Source organism: Lysobacter sp. K5869, assembly GCF_018847975.1.
Lineage (GTDB): Bacteria > Pseudomonadota > Gammaproteobacteria > Xanthomonadales > Xanthomonadaceae > Lysobacter.
The window spans coordinates 240,045-253,402 of the sequence record NZ_CP072597.1; the positions used below are offsets into that span (position 1 = coordinate 240,045).

The window sequence follows — 13,358 nt, forward strand, 5'->3', positions numbered from 1 at the left end:
ATGGCGGCCATGCCTGCGCGAAGACTGCGCCGGCGCCGCGGGGGCGCCTAGACTGCCACCGGCGCCGGTCGCGCAACAAGCGCAACGGCGCCGCATCCCCCGCCCGGTCCGCCGTCATGCATCTCGATCATTTGATTTTGCGCGTGGCCGACGCCGCCGCGTCGGCGCGCTTCTACCGCGACGCCCTCGGCCTGCGCGAAGAACCCGGCCCCGCGCCGTTCCGGGTGCTGCGCGTGGACGCCGGCACTACCCTCGACTTGCTGCAGGAAGCGCCGCGCGATGCCGCTCATCTCGCCTTCCGCCTCGACCGCGCCGGCTTCGAGCGCGTGCGCGCGAACCTCGACGCGCTGGGCGTCGCCTATGGCGCTTCGCCGTTCCAGCGCGACGGGCGCAGCGGCCGCCAGTACGGCGCGATGGGCGCGGCCGAGGCGCTGTACTTCTTCGATCCGGACCGCCACAACCTGGAAATCCGCACCCATGAGCCTGCGTCCTGAGCATCCCGCGCCCCCCGCTTGCGTTCCCACCTACGACGATCTGCGAGGCAAAACCGCGGTGATCACCGGCGGCTCGCGCGGCCTGGGCGCCGCCACCGCGCTCGCGCTCGCGCGCAACGGCGTGCGCGTGGCGGTCAACGGCCGCGACCGCGATGCGCTGGCGGCGACCGTGGCCGCGCTGCGCGAAGCCGGCGGCGAGGCCGAAGCCTTCGTCGCCGATTGTTCCGATCTGGCGCAAGTCGAAATCTTGCGCGACGACGTGCTAGCGCGCTTCGGCGCGCCCGACTTCGTCCTCGCCTTCGCCGGCGGCGGCAGCGGCCGGCCGATGCCGGTGCACGAGATCGACGAGCGCGATTGGCGCTCCAGCCTCGATCACAACCTCACCGCGACCTTCTTCGTCGTCAAGAGCTTCCTCCCCGGCATGATCGCGCGCGGCAGCGGCGCGCTGCTGACCATGGCCTCGGCCGGCGCACGCGTTGTGGCCGGCGCGCCGGCGGGGTATGCCGCGGCCAAGGCCGGAGTGATCGCCTTGACCCGGCAGCTCGCGCACGAACTCGGCCCGCGCGGCTTGCGCGCGAACTGTCTGTCGCCCTCCGCGGTGCTGACCGAACGCACCCGCGCGCATCTGCCGCCGGAGCGGCAGGCACAGATGCTGCCGACGTTTCCGCTCGGCCGGCTCGGCGAACCGGCGGATGTCGCGGCGGCCTCGCTGTTCCTGCTCAGCGACGCGTCGGCCTGGATCACCGGCACCGTGCTCGACGTGGCCGGCGGGCGGGTCATGGTCTGAATTCTCCGGACACCGGCGCTTGCATGCGGCGGCGCGCTCGCCTCCAATGAGGCATCCGCACCGGAGCCGCCGATGGACCCGAACACCCTCGCCGCCTTCTTCGCCACCGCTTTGTTCCTCGGCGTCGTGCCCGGCCCGGACAACGTATTCGTGCTCACCCAATCCGCGCTGCGCGGCAAGCGCGCCGGCCTGTGGGTGGTGCTGGGGCTGTGCACCGGGCTGTTGGTGCACACCGGCGCGGTGGCGCTGGGCGTGGCGGCGCTGTTCGAGCGCTCGCGGCTCGCCTTCGATCTGCTCAAGTACGCGGGCGCGGCGTATCTGTTGTATCTGGCGTGGCAGTCGCTGCGCGCGCCGGCGATGGCGGTCGACGGCGAGGCCGGCGCGGCGCGCGCCGGCGCCGGCAAGCTCTACCTGCGCGGCATCGTCATGAACCTCACCAATCCCAAGGTCTCGATCTTCTTCCTCGCCTTCCTGCCGCAGTTCGTCGACAAGCAGGCCGGCTCGGTGACCTTGCAGATGCTGGCGCTGGGCGCGACCTTCATCGTCGCGACGCTGCTGGTGTTCGGCGCGCTGGCCCTGAGCGCGGGCGCGGTCGGTCAGCGCTTCGCCCGCTCGGCGCGCGCGCAGCGCTGGATGAACCGCGCCGCCGCGGCGGTGTTCGCCGGGCTCGCCGCCAAGCTCGCCACCGCGCAGCGCTGAGCCGTTACAGACTGCGCGCCCACAGCGCGGCCAGCCCCAGCATCAGCGGCCACAGCAGCGCCGGATGCGTCAGCGCGCGCGCCCAAGCGCGGCGCGGGCGAAAGCCGACGCCGTGGACGAAGCCGGCGCAGATCGCCATCACCAGCGGCGTCAGCAAGCCGTGCGCGCCCGGGCTGAGCCCGGCGCCACGCATCGCCGGCAGGAACAGCAGCGCCAACGACAACGCCGCCGCGAGCAGCAACGAGAACGCGCGCGCCCAGCCCGCGCCGGGCGCGGCGTCTTGCGCGGCGGCCGGCGCGAACTCGCGCGCGGCGCGCATCAGCGGCCCCGCCGCGCTTCGCCGCGCGCTTGCTCTTCGTCCTCGCGCAGCTCGAACCACATCGCATTGAGCACGCCGAAGCTGCACGCCAGGGCCAAGCCGAGAATCCAGGCGAAGTACCACATCAGTAACCTCCTTCGTGTTCGCCCTGCGCCTGTACGTGGGCGCGGGTGATGGTGCCGCGCATGACCCGGAACGCCCACGCGGTGTAGGCCAGGATCAGCGGCAGGAAGATCGCCGCGGCCACCAGCATGATCCCCAGCGTGCGCTGGCTGGACGAGGCGTCCCACACGGTCAAGCCGTGCGCGGGATCGGTGGCCGAGGGCAGCAGGAACGGAAACAGCGAGACGCCGGCGGTGAGGATGATGCAAGCCACCGCGACGCCGCTGGCGATGAACGCCCACTTGCGCGAACGCAGCAGCGCCACCGCGAGCAAGGCCGCGAACGCCAGCGCCGGCAACGCGATCAGCCACGGCTGCAAGGCGTAGTTCGCCAGCCAGCCGCCGTCCACCGCGATCGCGTGCTTGGCCAAGGGGTCCGACGGCGCGCCGGTGTTCCAGGCGCCGACGATGGCCGCGCCCGGCAGCGAGCGCAGCCACACGCCGGCCGCGGCGAAGGACGCGACCGCCGCCGTCGCGGCGATGCGGGCGATGCGCCGCGCGCGCGCGCCGACCGGATCTTCCACCCGCATCGCCGCGTAGCTCGCGCCGTGCATCGTCAGCATCGACAAGCTCACCACGCCGGCCAGCAGCGCGAACGGATGGAACAGGCCGAGGAAGCCGCCGTCGTACACCGGCAGCAATCGCTCGGTGAAGTGGAGCGGCACGCCGAGGAACAGATTGCCGAAGGCCACGCCGAACACCAGCGACGGCACCGCACCGGCGATGGTCAGCGCCCAGTCCCAGGCGCCGCGCCAGCGCGGATGCGGCAGGCGGTTGCGGAAGGCGAAGCCGACCGGTCGCAGGATCAACGCCACCAGCAGCAGGAACATGGCGAAGTAGAACGCCGAGAACGAGGCCGCGTACAGCAGCGGCCACGCCGCGAACACCGCGCCGCCGCCGAGGATGAACCAGACTTGGTTGCCTTCCCAGTTCGGCTCGATCGCTTCCAGCGCCATGCGCCGTTCCACGTCGTCGCGGCCGATCAGGCGCAAGATCGCGCCCAAGCCCAGGTCGTAGCCGTCGGTGAGGGCGAAGCCGATCAGCAGCACGCCGAGCAGCAGCCACCACAGTTCGCGCAAGAGTTCGTAATCGATCATGACGGTTCCTCAGATGGTCTGGGCGTCGTGCGCGGCGCCGCGGCTGGCGGGCCAGAACTTGAGCCGGTCCGGCCCGGAGCGGATCGCGCGCAGCATCAGCACCGCGTCGACCACGGCCAAGCCGGTGTAAAGCACGACGAAGCCGATCAAGCTGGCGATCACCTGGGTGGAATGGGTCGCCGACACGCCGAGGAAGGTCGGCAGCACGCCGTCGATGGCCCAGGGTTGGCGGCCGTATTCGGCGACGATCCAGCCCAGCTCCGCGGCGACCCACGGCAGCGGCAGGCTATACAGCGCCAAGCGCAGGAACCAGCGTGTCTCCAAGCGGTTGCGCGCGGCCAGATAGAACGCCGCGCCGAACAGGAAAATGAAGAAGAAGCCCAGGCCGACCATGATCCGGAACGACCAGAACAGCACCGGCACGTTCGGCACCGTGTTCCAGGCGGCGCGGTCGATGATCTCGTCGCTGGCGCTGGCCGGATCGAGGGTGTAGCGCAGCGTCAGCAGGCCGAAGCCCAGGTCGTCGCGCAGGGCCGCGAACGCCGCTTGTTTCTCGGGGTCGTCGCGATCGGCGCGCAGTTCGCGCAAGGCTTGGTAAGCGCCGATGCCGCGACGGATGCGTCCGCGGTTTTCCTCGACCAGGTCGTGGATGCCGGCGACTTCCTTGTCCAGCGAGCGCGTCGCGATCAAGCCCATCGCCCACGGGATGCGCACCGCGTACTCGGTCTCGCGCTTTTCCATGTTCGGCAGGCCGAACAGCGTGAACGAGGCTGGCGCCGGATGCGTGCGCCATTCGGCTTCGATCGCCGCGACCTTCATCTTCTGGTTCTCCGACGCCGTGTAGCCGCTCTCGTCGCCGAGCACCGCCACCGACAGCGCCGAGGCCAGACCGAAGCTCGCCGCCACCACCATCGAGCGCTTGGCGATCTCGATGTTGCGGCCGCGCAGCAAGTACCACGCGCTGATCGACAGCACGAACATCGCGCCGGTGACGTAGCCCGCGCTGACGGTGTGCACGAACTTGGCCTGCGCCACCGGGTTGAACACCACCGCGGCGAAGTCGGTGATCTCCATGCGCATGGTGTGGAAGTTGAATTCGGCGCCGACCGGGTTCTGCATCCAGCCGTTGGCGATCAGAATCCACAGCGCCGACAGGTTCGCGCCCAGCGCGGTCAGCCAGGTCACGGTGAGGTGCTGCAGCTTGCTCAACCGGTCCCAGCCGAAGAAGAACAGGCCGACGAAGGTGCTCTCCAGGAAGAACGCCATCAACCCCTCGATCGCCAGCGGCGCGCCGAAGATGTCGCCGACGTAATGCGAGTAATAGGCCCAGTTGGTGCCGAACTGGAATTCCATGGTGATGCCGGTGGCCACGCCCATGGCGAAGTTGATGCCGAACAGCACGCCCCAGAAGCGGGTCATCTGCTTCCAGATGACCCGGCCGGTCATCACGTAGACGCTCTCCATGATCGCGATCATCAGCGCCAACCCGATGGTCAGCGGCACGAACAGGAAGTGGTAAAGCGCGGTCAGCGCGAATTGCAGGCGCGACAGATCGACGACGTACAGGTCCGGCATGGGGTCACCTTGCGTGCAGGAGGAGCCGGTCGACCGCGCCGGCGTCGACCGGCGGACGGTGCGAGGGCGAGAAGAACAGCAGATACAGCGCGGTCAGCAACGCCAGCTTGGCGGCGATGGTCAGCGCGATGCGGCGCAGCAAGGCCGCGCTCCATCGCGGCTTCACAGCGCCGCGGGCGCCGCGTTCATCGAGCTGGGCGGGCGGAGTTTTCACGGCCGGCTCCCGGGGAATCTGCGAGCATTGCAAGGCAACAGGGCCGGCGGCGTGTTGATCCAGGTCAAGCCGCCCGCCGATCCGGCCGCCGGCCGCGCCGCGCGGCGGCCGCTTCCGCCGGCGGCGACGCTCCGCCCGGCCCCGCCGCCGCCCGCGCGCGGCGAACGCCGCCGCCGGTCACCGGCGCGGCTTGATCCGGGTCAACACCGCGCGCGCGCGGACGGCTGTAGTAGGCGCAAGAACGCAATGCGGGCGACGCCCGCCGCGGCCGCGGAGAACCCTCATGTACAAAGATCTGATGATTGCGATGACCGGCAACGCCGGCGACGCCGATGCGTTGCGTCTGGCGGTCAAGCTTGCCGCGCGCCACAGCGCGCGTCTGGCGGTGCTGGAGAGCGTCGATCTGCCGGTGCCGATCAGCCACGCCTGGGATGTGATTCCCGATCCGACCGTCGGCGGCGTGTACGAGGAACTGCGCCAGCGCGGCCAGCAGCGCTTGAGCGAACTCAAGCTGCGCCTGGACGACGAGGCCGTGAGCTGGGACGCGCGCGTGGTCGAGGCCTTGTACGCCGACGCGCCGCGCACGGTCGCGCACGAAGCCTTCGACGCCGACCTGTGCCTCGTCGCCGGCAGCGGCGGCGAAGCGCAGGACAGCGGCGCGCTGCACGCATGGTTCACCGCGCTGTTGCTCGAATCCGGCCGCCCGGTGCTGACCGTGCCGCCGCGCAGCGGCCCGACCTTGCCGTTGCGGCGGGCGATGATCGCGTGGCAACCCACCCGCCAGACCACGCGCGCCGTGCACGACGCGCTGCCGCTGCTGTCCGACGCGGGCTTGGTGGAACTGGTGGTGATCGGCCGGGGCGACGACGACCCGGCGCTGGAATCGGCGCGGCGCATGGTCGCGCATCTGGTCCGCCACAGCATTCCCACCGATCTGGTCAACCTGCGCGCGGGCGATCGCGGCGTGGCCGAGGCCTTGCTCGACTACGCCGAGCGCAGCGGCGTGCAGGTGTTGGTGGCCGGGGGTTACGGCCACTCGCGGCTGCGCGAGTGGGTGCTGGGCGGGGTGACGCGCGAGTTGTTCCTGTCGGCGCGGATCCCCGTGTTCTTCGGCCACTGATGCTCCGCAGCCCCCTGTAGGAGCGACGCGAGTCGCGACCGCGACAACGAAACCACGCCGAAACCGCCGTCATCGCTGCGTTCGATGCAACGACGATAGGAAGGTTTCGTCGCAGGCGCGAGGTCGCGGTCGCGACTCGCGTCGCTCCTACAGGGGACCGTCGAAACTACGGCCGGGTTCGGATGGGCGCGTCGATCCAGGCCTGCATCGCCGCGGCGATCCGCGCGCGCGCCGCGCGCAGGGCCTGCGGCGTGACGCCTTCCATCGATCCCGGTCGCAGCCACGCCGGTTCGATGCCGTCGCTCGCGCCGTTGGCCAAACGCGCCAGCGACGGCTGCGGGCGCACGCGGGTCAGTCGCGCATGCCGATGGTTGTTCGACGCGGCATCGGCCAGCGCCGCCGGTAGTTCGCGCGACACCCATAACGACGCGAGCGCCCCGCCCTCGCCGCGCGCGCCGCGCTCGCGCGCGAGCCGCGACGCGCCCTGCAGAGCGCCCAACGCCAGCGACCGCGCGATGGCCTGCGCCAACGGCGGCGCATCGCCGCCGAGATAATCCACGCCCAGCGACGCGAACGCATCGGCCACGCCGATCAACCCGACCTCCAGGCGCAGCGTTCCGTGATCGACGCCGAACGCTTCGGCCGCATCGTCGAGCAACCGCACCGCCAACGCGGCCGTCGCGGCGAAGCGCTCGAAATCGAAGCGCGCCCGCGCGCCGCCGGCGTCGATCACGAACGCGCCAACGTTGAGCGCCGCGCGCGGCGTGCGCAGCGGCGGCACGGCGCGCTCGGTGCCGGCGCGACGCAGCAAGCGCGGGTCGGGAAGAATCTGCCACGCGCCGAACGCGGCCGCGTAGCGGCTGCGCCAATGACCGCCGTCGCCGCCGCTGCCGCCCAGCGCCGCGGCCACGCGCTGCCAGGTCGCGTCCACGGTGCGGTCGCGCAGGCGCTCGCCGCTGCGCCAACGGAAGCGGGTGTCCCACAGGTCGACGGCGTGCGCATCGGTGAATCGGGTCAGGCGGGTCACGGGCGGTCCGGCGGCGCGGGCCGCGCCCGCAGACGTCAACTGTGCCCGCGCCGGGCACGGCTTTCTTGATCGGGATCAAGCCGGCGCGCGCGGATCGGTGCGTTACAAACCGTTACCGCTGGTTACCGCCCTCGAATCGGCGCGGGCGTTCGCGCGCCTAGCCTGTGCGCAGTCGCCACGCCGAACCGGAACCGCCGCCATGCTGCTCGAACACGCCGCCTACGCCGAAACCTCTTGCGCCGCCGCGTGCGCCGTCGCGCCGCAAGCGGAGGACGAGAGCCTGGAATCGTGGCTGCAACGCGAACTGCTGCGCCGCGGCTGGCCGCTGCAACGCCGCAAGCTGCGCGCCAAGCAGCACGTGTTCCGCGCCGGGCAGCCGCGCACCGCGCTGTATCTCGTGCACGCCGGCTGCTTCAAGACCGCGCTGGTCAGCGAGGACGGCCGCGAGAAGATCACCGGCTTCCGCATGCGCGGCGATCTGCTCGGCCTGGACGCGCTGGACATGAGCGCGTACGCCTGCGACGCGGTCGCGCTGGACACCGGCGAGTTGTGGGAGGTGCCGTTCGCGCGGCTGCGCAGCGAACTGCCCGAATTCCAGGAACGCATCACCGCGCTGCTGGCGCGCGAGATCCGCCGCGACTGGAACTGGATGCTGGCGTTGGGCACGCTCGGCGCCGATCAGCGCGTGGTGACGTTCCTGTTCGATCTGGCCGCGCGCCTGCACGCGCTCGGATTCAGCGGCGAACGCCTGCAACTGCGCATGACCCGCGCCGAACTCGGCAATTTCCTGTCGCTGACGTTGGAAACGGTGGCCCGCTCGCTGTCGCGCCTGCAAGCGCGCGGTTTGATCGGCGTGGCGGGCCGCGAGATCGTGCTGCGCGACCGCGCCGCGCTCAGCGAGCTGCTCGCCGCGGGCGGGCGCGTGCACTGAGCCGCGCCGGCATCGGATCGGACGTGGATCGCGACGCGTCGACGCTCAGGCGTCGCCCGAACCGATCGCGCGCGCGATCGCCGCGGCCACCTGCTCGCGCCGATACGGCTTGCGCAACAGATCGAAGGCCTCGCCCGCATTCGCGGTTTCGGTCTCGTAGCCGGAGGTCAGCACCACCGGCAAGCGCGGCCGCAAGCGCCGCGCCGCCGCGGCCAGCTCCTTGCCGTTCATGCCTTCGCCGAGCATGACGTCGCTGAACATCACCGCCGCTTCGCCCTCGCCCGCCAGATAGCGCAAGGCCTCGCCGGCGCTGCCGACCGCGACCGCGCGATAGCCCGACGCGCGCAGGAACGCCAGCGCGATCGCCCGCACCGCCGCGTCGTCTTCGACCACCAGCACGGTTTCGCCGCGCCCCGGCGCGTGCGCGCCGCCCGCCGGCGCCGGCGCGGCCGCGGGCGCGCGCGCGGCGGGCAGGAACAATTCGACTCGCGTGCCGTAGCCCAAGGCGCTGTCGATGCGCAGGTCGCCGCCGCTCTGCTTGGCGAAGCCGTACACCATGCTCAGGCCCAGGCCGCTGCCGCGCCCGGCTTCCTTGGTGGTGAAAAACGGTTCCATCGCCCGCGCCAAGGTTTCCGGGGCCATGCCGCGGCCGGTGTCGGCGACGACGACGCGCAGATAATCGCCTTCGGCCAGCTCGCTCCCGTCGTCGCGCGCCGCGACCTCGAAGACGCTGGCGTCGATGGCGATCTCGCCGCCGCGCGGCATCGCGTCGCGCGCGTTGAGCGCGAGATTCAGCAGCGCGGCTTCCAGTTGGCCCGGGTCGGCGTAGGCCGCGGCCAGCGGCGCGGCGCAGTGCACATGCAGGTGCACGCTGTCGCCGAGCGTGCGTTTGAGCATGCTCTCGACATCGCGCAGCAAGGCCGGCACGTCGACCGCGCGCGGGCTCAGGCGCTGCCGCCGCGCAAACGCGAGCAGCTTGCCGGTGAGTTCGGCGCCGCGGCCGACCGAGCGCAGCGCGCTGGCGATCAGTTCGCCGGCCTCGGGCTTGTCGCCGCATTCCAGTTCCAGCAACTGCAAGCTGCCGGACATCACCGTAAGCAGGTTGTTGAAATCGTGGGCGATGCCGCCGGTGAGCTGGCCGATGGCGTCCAGCCGCTGCGAATGCGCGAGTTGTTCCTCGGTGCGGCGGCGCTGCACGAACGCGGCGGTGAGGTTGGCGACCGAACGCAGCAAGTGCAGCGCATCGTGATCGAAGTGGCGCGGCCGCGGCGCGCGCGCCAGCAGCGCGCCCATCGGCCGGCCGCGGTCGAGCAACGGCACCAGCACGCCGCTGCCGGCGGCCGCGGGCAAGGCGAAGCGCGGCGCGTCGGCACTGGCGAAATCTTCGGTCACCGCGGTTTCGCCCGCGCCGATGCCGGCCAGCAACGCCGCTTCGTCCAAGGCTGCGCCGCCGTCGTCGAGGCCGACACCGGCGCGGATTTCCACGCTCTGGCGGTCGCTGGAGACGAACAGCACCGCCACGGTCGGAATATCCAGCGCGTCGGCGAGCAAGCGCGGCAAGGCGTCGACCACGCCCGATTCGTCCTGCGCTTCCAGCGCCAACTGGCCGATGCGCGCGGCCAGCGCGTCGTAGCGCGCGCGCACCAGCGCCTGCCGGGCGCGCTGGGTTTCGGAGATATCGCGCACCGAGGCCAGATAACGCGGCCCATGCGCGCCGCCGATCGGGCTCAGCGCGATCTCCACCGGAAACTGGCTGCCGTCGGGGCGCAAGCCGATCAGGCTCTGCCCGCTCACGCCCATCGGCCGCACGTGCGGCCGCGCCATGTAGCTTTCGCGGTAACGGCGGTGGCGGTCGCGCGCGGCCGCCGGGATCAGCGTTTCCACGTCCATGCGCAGCAATTCGCCCGGCGCGTAGCCGAACAGGCGCTCGGCCTGGGCGTTGGTCTGGACGATGCGGCCGTCGCCGTCGACCAGCAACAACGCGTCGGGCACCGCCTCGAACAAACCGGCGAAGGACGCGTCCGCGCTCATGCCGGGCTCACCGCGGCGGCGAACAGATAGCCGGCGCCGCGCACTGCCTTGATCAGGCTCGGCGCGGACGGATCGGATTCGAGCTTGCGCCGCAGCCGGCCGATGGCGACGTCGATGGTGCGGTCGTACGGCCCGGCTTCGCGGCCGTGCAGCGCGGTCATCAGCTCGTCGCGGCTGAGCACTTGCTGCGGACGCTGCAGCAAGGCGCGCAGCAATTGGAATTCGCCGGTGGTCAGCGCGATCTCGGCGCCGGCCGCGTCGCTGAGGCGGCGCGAGGACAAGTCCAGACGGAAACCTTCGAACGCGAGCGACTCCGATGCGGGCGCCGCGGCCGGCGCGGCCGCGCGCCGCAGCACCGAGCGCACGCGCGCCAGCAGTTCGCGGAAATCGAAGGGCTTGGCGATGTAATCGTCGGCGCCGAGCTCCAGGCCGACCACGCGGTCCACCGCTTCGCCGCGGCCGCTGACCACGATCACCGGGCCGCGCCATTGCGTTTGCAGATGGCGCAGCAGCGACAGGCCGTCCTCGTCGGGCAGGCCCAGGTCCAGCAACACCAGATCGATGCCGCCCGCCGCCACCGCCGCGCGCGCTTGCGCCGCGCTCGACGCGGCCGAGGTCTTGCAGCCGTTGGCGCCGAGGTAACGCGCCAGCAGCGCGAGGATGTCGGCGTCGTCGTCGACCAGCAGCAGCCGCGGCTGCGCGGCCGGGACGGCGTCGCTGGGTTTGGAGGACATCGCGCTCGCTCGCAGACCGGTGGCCGTGATGCGCGCAGCATGGGGCGATTCGCGCGCAGCGGCAATAGCGCGGCGTGGCGCTTGCGGCGATGCGGCGCGAAGCGCGGGGAAGTTGATCCGCGTCAATATCGGCGCGGCATGGATCGGTTAGGCCGTCGCGGTGCCGGCGCCAGCGCGGCGCCGATGTTTCGCGCGACGGCGACTCAGGAATCTATCGGATGCCGATCACGGAAATCGGCGCGGGCCCGAGTGTTCTTGTGTTTGCGGATCCGGGCCGATCGCAGACGCCGTCGCGGGCGTCGCGAGCGTCTTCATGCGACGCCGAGGCGGCAGTCGGATCAGACGAACACCAGCCGTTCCAGTTGCCGCGAGCCCGGCTGCTCCTGCGCATGCAACTCCTTGCCCTCGGCGCGCATTTGTTCCAGCAACATATAGATGCGGATCGCGCGCCGGATCACTTCGGTCTTGTTGGAGTTTCCACGCAGGGCCATGTCTTCGAGTTCGGCCATTTCGCCCGCGTCCAGGCTCAGAGTCATGCGTTGGTGCTTCATCGGTCGCTCCGCGGAAACGGGATGGGTGATGTCGATCAAACGCACACGATAGCTGCTTTTCGTGCGCGTGAAGCGTAGGAATACGCGCGGAATTTTGTGTTTTTTGGGTCAGCGCACGTGAGGCACTGATTTGATACGCATTTAATGTGTATTTATTCCACGAACCAACATTCAACGCCGAGCCGCTTCCTGGCCTTCCTTCGCCCACGGCGGTCGCGGCCGAGACGCCGGTCGTCCTTCCCGCGCAAACGCGCAGGCCGATCAAGCCGGCAACTGCGCCAGCGACGCGCGCAGGTCGTCGATCAAATCTTCGCTGCGCTCCAGGCCTATGTTGAACCGCACCAGATTGCGCCCGGCCCGCGGCAAGTCGCGGTGCAGCGAGAACTGCGGCACGACCAGACTGGTGGTGCCGCCCCAGCTGTAGCCGATCTTGAACAGCCGCAGCCGGTCGATGAAGGCGACCACGGCGTCCTGGCTCAGCGCGGCATCGAATTCGACCGAGAACACGCTGGCCGAACCGGTGAAATCGCGCTGCCAGATCTCATGCCCGGGACTGCCCGGCAGTGCCGGATGGCGCACGCGCGCCACCCGGGGCTGCGCTTGCAGCCAGCGCGCCACGTCCAGCGTGCTGCGCTGCAGATGATCCAAGCGCACGCCCAGAGTCTGCAGGCCGCGCAGCGCCAGACTGCAATCGTCCGGCGAGGCGCCCATGCCTAGCAGTTGCTGGGCGTCGCCGAGAGATTGGTACAACGCTTCGTCGCGCACGGTCACCGAGCCGAGCAGCAAGTCGCTGTGGCCGCCGATGTACTTGGTCAGCGCTTGCACGGCGATGTCGGCGCCGTGGGCGAAGGCGTCGAAGAACACGCCGGCCGCGTAGGTGTTGTCGAGCGCGACCGGCACGCCGGCGGCGTGCGCGGCGGCGGCGATGGCCGGCACGTCCTGCACTTCCATCGTCACCGAGCCGGGGCTTTCGCACCACACCAGCTGGGTTTCCGGCCGCAGCAGCGCGGCGATGCCGGCGCCGATCATCGGGTCGTAGTACTCGGCGCGGATGTTCCAGCGGCTGAGCCAGCGGTCGGAGAACTCGCGGTGCGGGCCGTAGATGCAATCGGGGATCAGCACGTGGCCGCCGGCTTTGAGCACGGCGATGTCGACCAAGCTGATCGCCGCCTGTCCGCCCGGGACGATGAAGCAGTGGCCGCCGCCTTCCAATTCGGCGATGCGCGCGGCCAGTTCCAGCGTGGTCGGGGTGCCGTACAGGCCGTAGGTGTAGGGGGTTTCGCGCCGGTCCCAGTGGTCGTGCACGTGCGCGGCGCTGGCGAACAGCGTGGTCGAGCCGCGGTAGACCGGGGTGGCGAGGGAACGGAATCCGGCCGGCGCGGCGGCGTCGGGATGGGCGAGCTTGGAACGCCAGTCCAAAGGCATGGGAAGGTTCGCTGTCGGGGGGGCGGCGCCGCGAGCGGGCGCGCGGGACGCGCAATCGCGGGCGATGCGCGCGGTCGCCCCGAGCTTACACAAGCGCCGGGGCGATCCGCATGGCCGTATCGGCGCGCTCGCCGGCTCGCATCGCCGGCTTGCGAACTGCGGCACGGACCGGCGCGCCCTCCCCGGCCCTTAA

Annotated in this window: 15 protein-coding genes; 5 read left to right on the forward strand and 10 right to left on the reverse strand. The window is 71.0% G+C overall.

The window, feature by feature from the left end; all coding sequences use genetic code 11:
• Positions 1-116 precede the first annotated feature (116 nt).
• The 3 genes from J5226_RS01015 to J5226_RS01025 all read left to right on the forward strand — a co-directional run bounded on the left by J5226_RS01015 (position 117) and on the right by J5226_RS01025 (position 1,980).
• A complete protein-coding gene (locus J5226_RS01015; protein ID WP_215837998.1) occupies positions 117-494 on the forward strand; it encodes a VOC family protein in 378 nt (125 codons plus the stop codon).
• Positions 478-1,281 (forward strand): SDR family NAD(P)-dependent oxidoreductase, encoded by an 804-nt coding sequence (locus J5226_RS01020; protein WP_215837999.1) that lies wholly within the window; start codon positions 478-480, stop codon positions 1,279-1,281. The genes J5226_RS01015 and J5226_RS01020 overlap by 17 nt, the downstream gene beginning before the upstream one ends.
• Positions 1,282-1,353: 72 nt before the next feature.
• Positions 1,354-1,980 (forward strand): LysE family translocator, encoded by a 627-nt coding sequence (locus tag J5226_RS01025; protein ID WP_215838000.1) that lies wholly within the window; start codon positions 1,354-1,356, stop codon positions 1,978-1,980.
• A gap of 4 nt (positions 1,981-1,984) precedes the next feature.
• Here J5226_RS01025 and J5226_RS01030 read toward each other — a convergent pair whose 3' ends face one another.
• From J5226_RS01030 to cydP, 5 genes are read right to left on the reverse strand one after another with little or no spacing between them, the layout of a single operon-like run.
• Complete coding sequence (locus J5226_RS01030; RefSeq protein ID WP_215838001.1) at positions 1,985-2,299, reverse strand: cyd operon YbgE family protein; 315 nt, start codon at positions 2,297-2,299, stop codon at positions 1,985-1,987.
• A complete protein-coding gene (gene cydX, locus J5226_RS01035) occupies positions 2,299-2,424 on the reverse strand; it encodes a cytochrome bd-I oxidase subunit CydX (protein WP_215838002.1) in 126 nt (41 codons plus the stop codon). The genes J5226_RS01030 and cydX overlap by 1 nt, the downstream gene beginning before the upstream one ends.
• Positions 2,424-3,557: a cytochrome d ubiquinol oxidase subunit II gene (cydB, locus tag J5226_RS01040; RefSeq protein ID WP_215838003.1), complete on the reverse strand. Its 1,134-nt coding sequence runs from the start codon at positions 3,555-3,557 to the stop codon at positions 2,424-2,426. The genes cydX and cydB overlap by 1 nt, the downstream gene beginning before the upstream one ends.
• A gap of 9 nt (positions 3,558-3,566) precedes the next feature.
• Positions 3,567-5,132, reverse strand: coding sequence for a cytochrome ubiquinol oxidase subunit I (locus tag J5226_RS01045; RefSeq protein ID WP_215838004.1), 1,566 nt, complete (start codon positions 5,130-5,132; stop codon positions 3,567-3,569).
• Between the two features lie 4 nt (positions 5,133-5,136).
• Positions 5,137-5,346: a cytochrome oxidase putative small subunit CydP gene (gene cydP / locus J5226_RS01050; protein WP_215838005.1), complete on the reverse strand. Its 210-nt coding sequence runs from the start codon at positions 5,344-5,346 to the stop codon at positions 5,137-5,139.
• Between the two features lie 283 nt (positions 5,347-5,629).
• Between cydP and J5226_RS01055 the strand changes: the two genes are divergently transcribed.
• A complete protein-coding gene (locus tag J5226_RS01055) occupies positions 5,630-6,466 on the forward strand; it encodes a universal stress protein (protein WP_215838006.1) in 837 nt (278 codons plus the stop codon).
• Between the two features lie 166 nt (positions 6,467-6,632).
• Here the strand turns inward: J5226_RS01055 and J5226_RS01060 are convergent, their stop codons facing one another.
• Positions 6,633-7,493 (reverse strand): hypothetical protein, encoded by an 861-nt coding sequence (locus J5226_RS01060; protein WP_215838007.1) that lies wholly within the window; start codon positions 7,491-7,493, stop codon positions 6,633-6,635.
• A 199-nt stretch (positions 7,494-7,692) separates the two neighbouring features.
• Between J5226_RS01060 and J5226_RS01065 the strand changes: the two genes are divergently transcribed.
• Complete coding sequence (locus J5226_RS01065; protein WP_215838008.1) at positions 7,693-8,424, forward strand: helix-turn-helix domain-containing protein; 732 nt, start codon at positions 7,693-7,695, stop codon at positions 8,422-8,424.
• 45 nt (positions 8,425-8,469) lie between these two features.
• On the opposite strand, the gene J5226_RS01070 is transcribed toward J5226_RS01065, so the two are convergent.
• From J5226_RS01070 to J5226_RS01085, 4 genes are all read right to left on the reverse strand, one after another.
• A complete protein-coding gene (locus J5226_RS01070; RefSeq protein WP_215838009.1) occupies positions 8,470-10,455 on the reverse strand; it encodes a PAS domain S-box protein in 1,986 nt (661 codons plus the stop codon).
• Entirely contained in the window at positions 10,452-11,189 is a 738-nt protein-coding gene (locus J5226_RS01075; protein WP_215838010.1) for a response regulator transcription factor, read from the reverse strand. The genes J5226_RS01070 and J5226_RS01075 overlap by 4 nt, the downstream gene beginning before the upstream one ends.
• A 338-nt stretch (positions 11,190-11,527) precedes the next feature.
• Positions 11,528-11,740, reverse strand: a complete 213-nt coding sequence (locus tag J5226_RS01080; RefSeq protein ID WP_215838011.1) for a ribbon-helix-helix protein, CopG family — start codon at positions 11,738-11,740, stop codon at positions 11,528-11,530.
• A 261-nt stretch (positions 11,741-12,001) separates the two neighbouring features.
• Positions 12,002-13,165, reverse strand: coding sequence for a cystathionine beta-lyase (locus J5226_RS01085; protein WP_215838012.1), 1,164 nt, complete (start codon positions 13,163-13,165; stop codon positions 12,002-12,004).
• Positions 13,166-13,358 lie beyond the last annotated feature (193 nt).

Excerpts from the sequence above, each read along its gene's own strand:
- J5226_RS01025 (WP_215838000.1), top strand. The coding sequence starts at position 1,354 with ATGGACCCGAACACCCTCGCCGCCTTCTTCGCCACCGCTTTGTTCCTC.
- J5226_RS01015 (WP_215837998.1), top strand. The coding sequence starts at position 117 with ATGCATCTCGATCATTTGATTTTGCGCGTGGCCGACGCCGCCGCGTCG.
- cydX (WP_215838002.1), bottom strand. The coding sequence starts at position 2,424 with ATGTGGTACTTCGCCTGGATTCTCGGCTTGGCCCTGGCGTGCAGCTTC.
- J5226_RS01045 (WP_215838004.1), bottom strand. The coding sequence starts at position 5,132 with ATGCCGGACCTGTACGTCGTCGATCTGTCGCGCCTGCAATTCGCGCTG.
- J5226_RS01030 (WP_215838001.1), bottom strand. The coding sequence starts at position 2,299 with ATGCGCGCCGCGCGCGAGTTCGCGCCGGCCGCCGCGCAAGACGCCGCG.
- J5226_RS01055 (WP_215838006.1), top strand. The coding sequence starts at position 5,630 with ATGTACAAAGATCTGATGATTGCGATGACCGGCAACGCCGGCGACGCC.
- J5226_RS01075 (WP_215838010.1), bottom strand. The coding sequence starts at position 11,189 with ATGTCCTCCAAACCCAGCGACGCCGTCCCGGCCGCGCAGCCGCGGCTG.
- J5226_RS01070 (WP_215838009.1), bottom strand. The coding sequence starts at position 10,455 with ATGAGCGCGGACGCGTCCTTCGCCGGTTTGTTCGAGGCGGTGCCCGAC.
- J5226_RS01065 (WP_215838008.1), top strand. The coding sequence starts at position 7,693 with ATGCTGCTCGAACACGCCGCCTACGCCGAAACCTCTTGCGCCGCCGCG.
- J5226_RS01080 (WP_215838011.1), bottom strand. The coding sequence starts at position 11,740 with ATGAAGCACCAACGCATGACTCTGAGCCTGGACGCGGGCGAAATGGCC.
- J5226_RS01020 (WP_215837999.1), top strand. The coding sequence starts at position 478 with ATGAGCCTGCGTCCTGAGCATCCCGCGCCCCCCGCTTGCGTTCCCACC.
- J5226_RS01085 (WP_215838012.1), bottom strand. The coding sequence starts at position 13,165 with ATGCCTTTGGACTGGCGTTCCAAGCTCGCCCATCCCGACGCCGCCGCG.
- cydB (WP_215838003.1), bottom strand. The coding sequence starts at position 3,557 with ATGATCGATTACGAACTCTTGCGCGAACTGTGGTGGCTGCTGCTCGGC.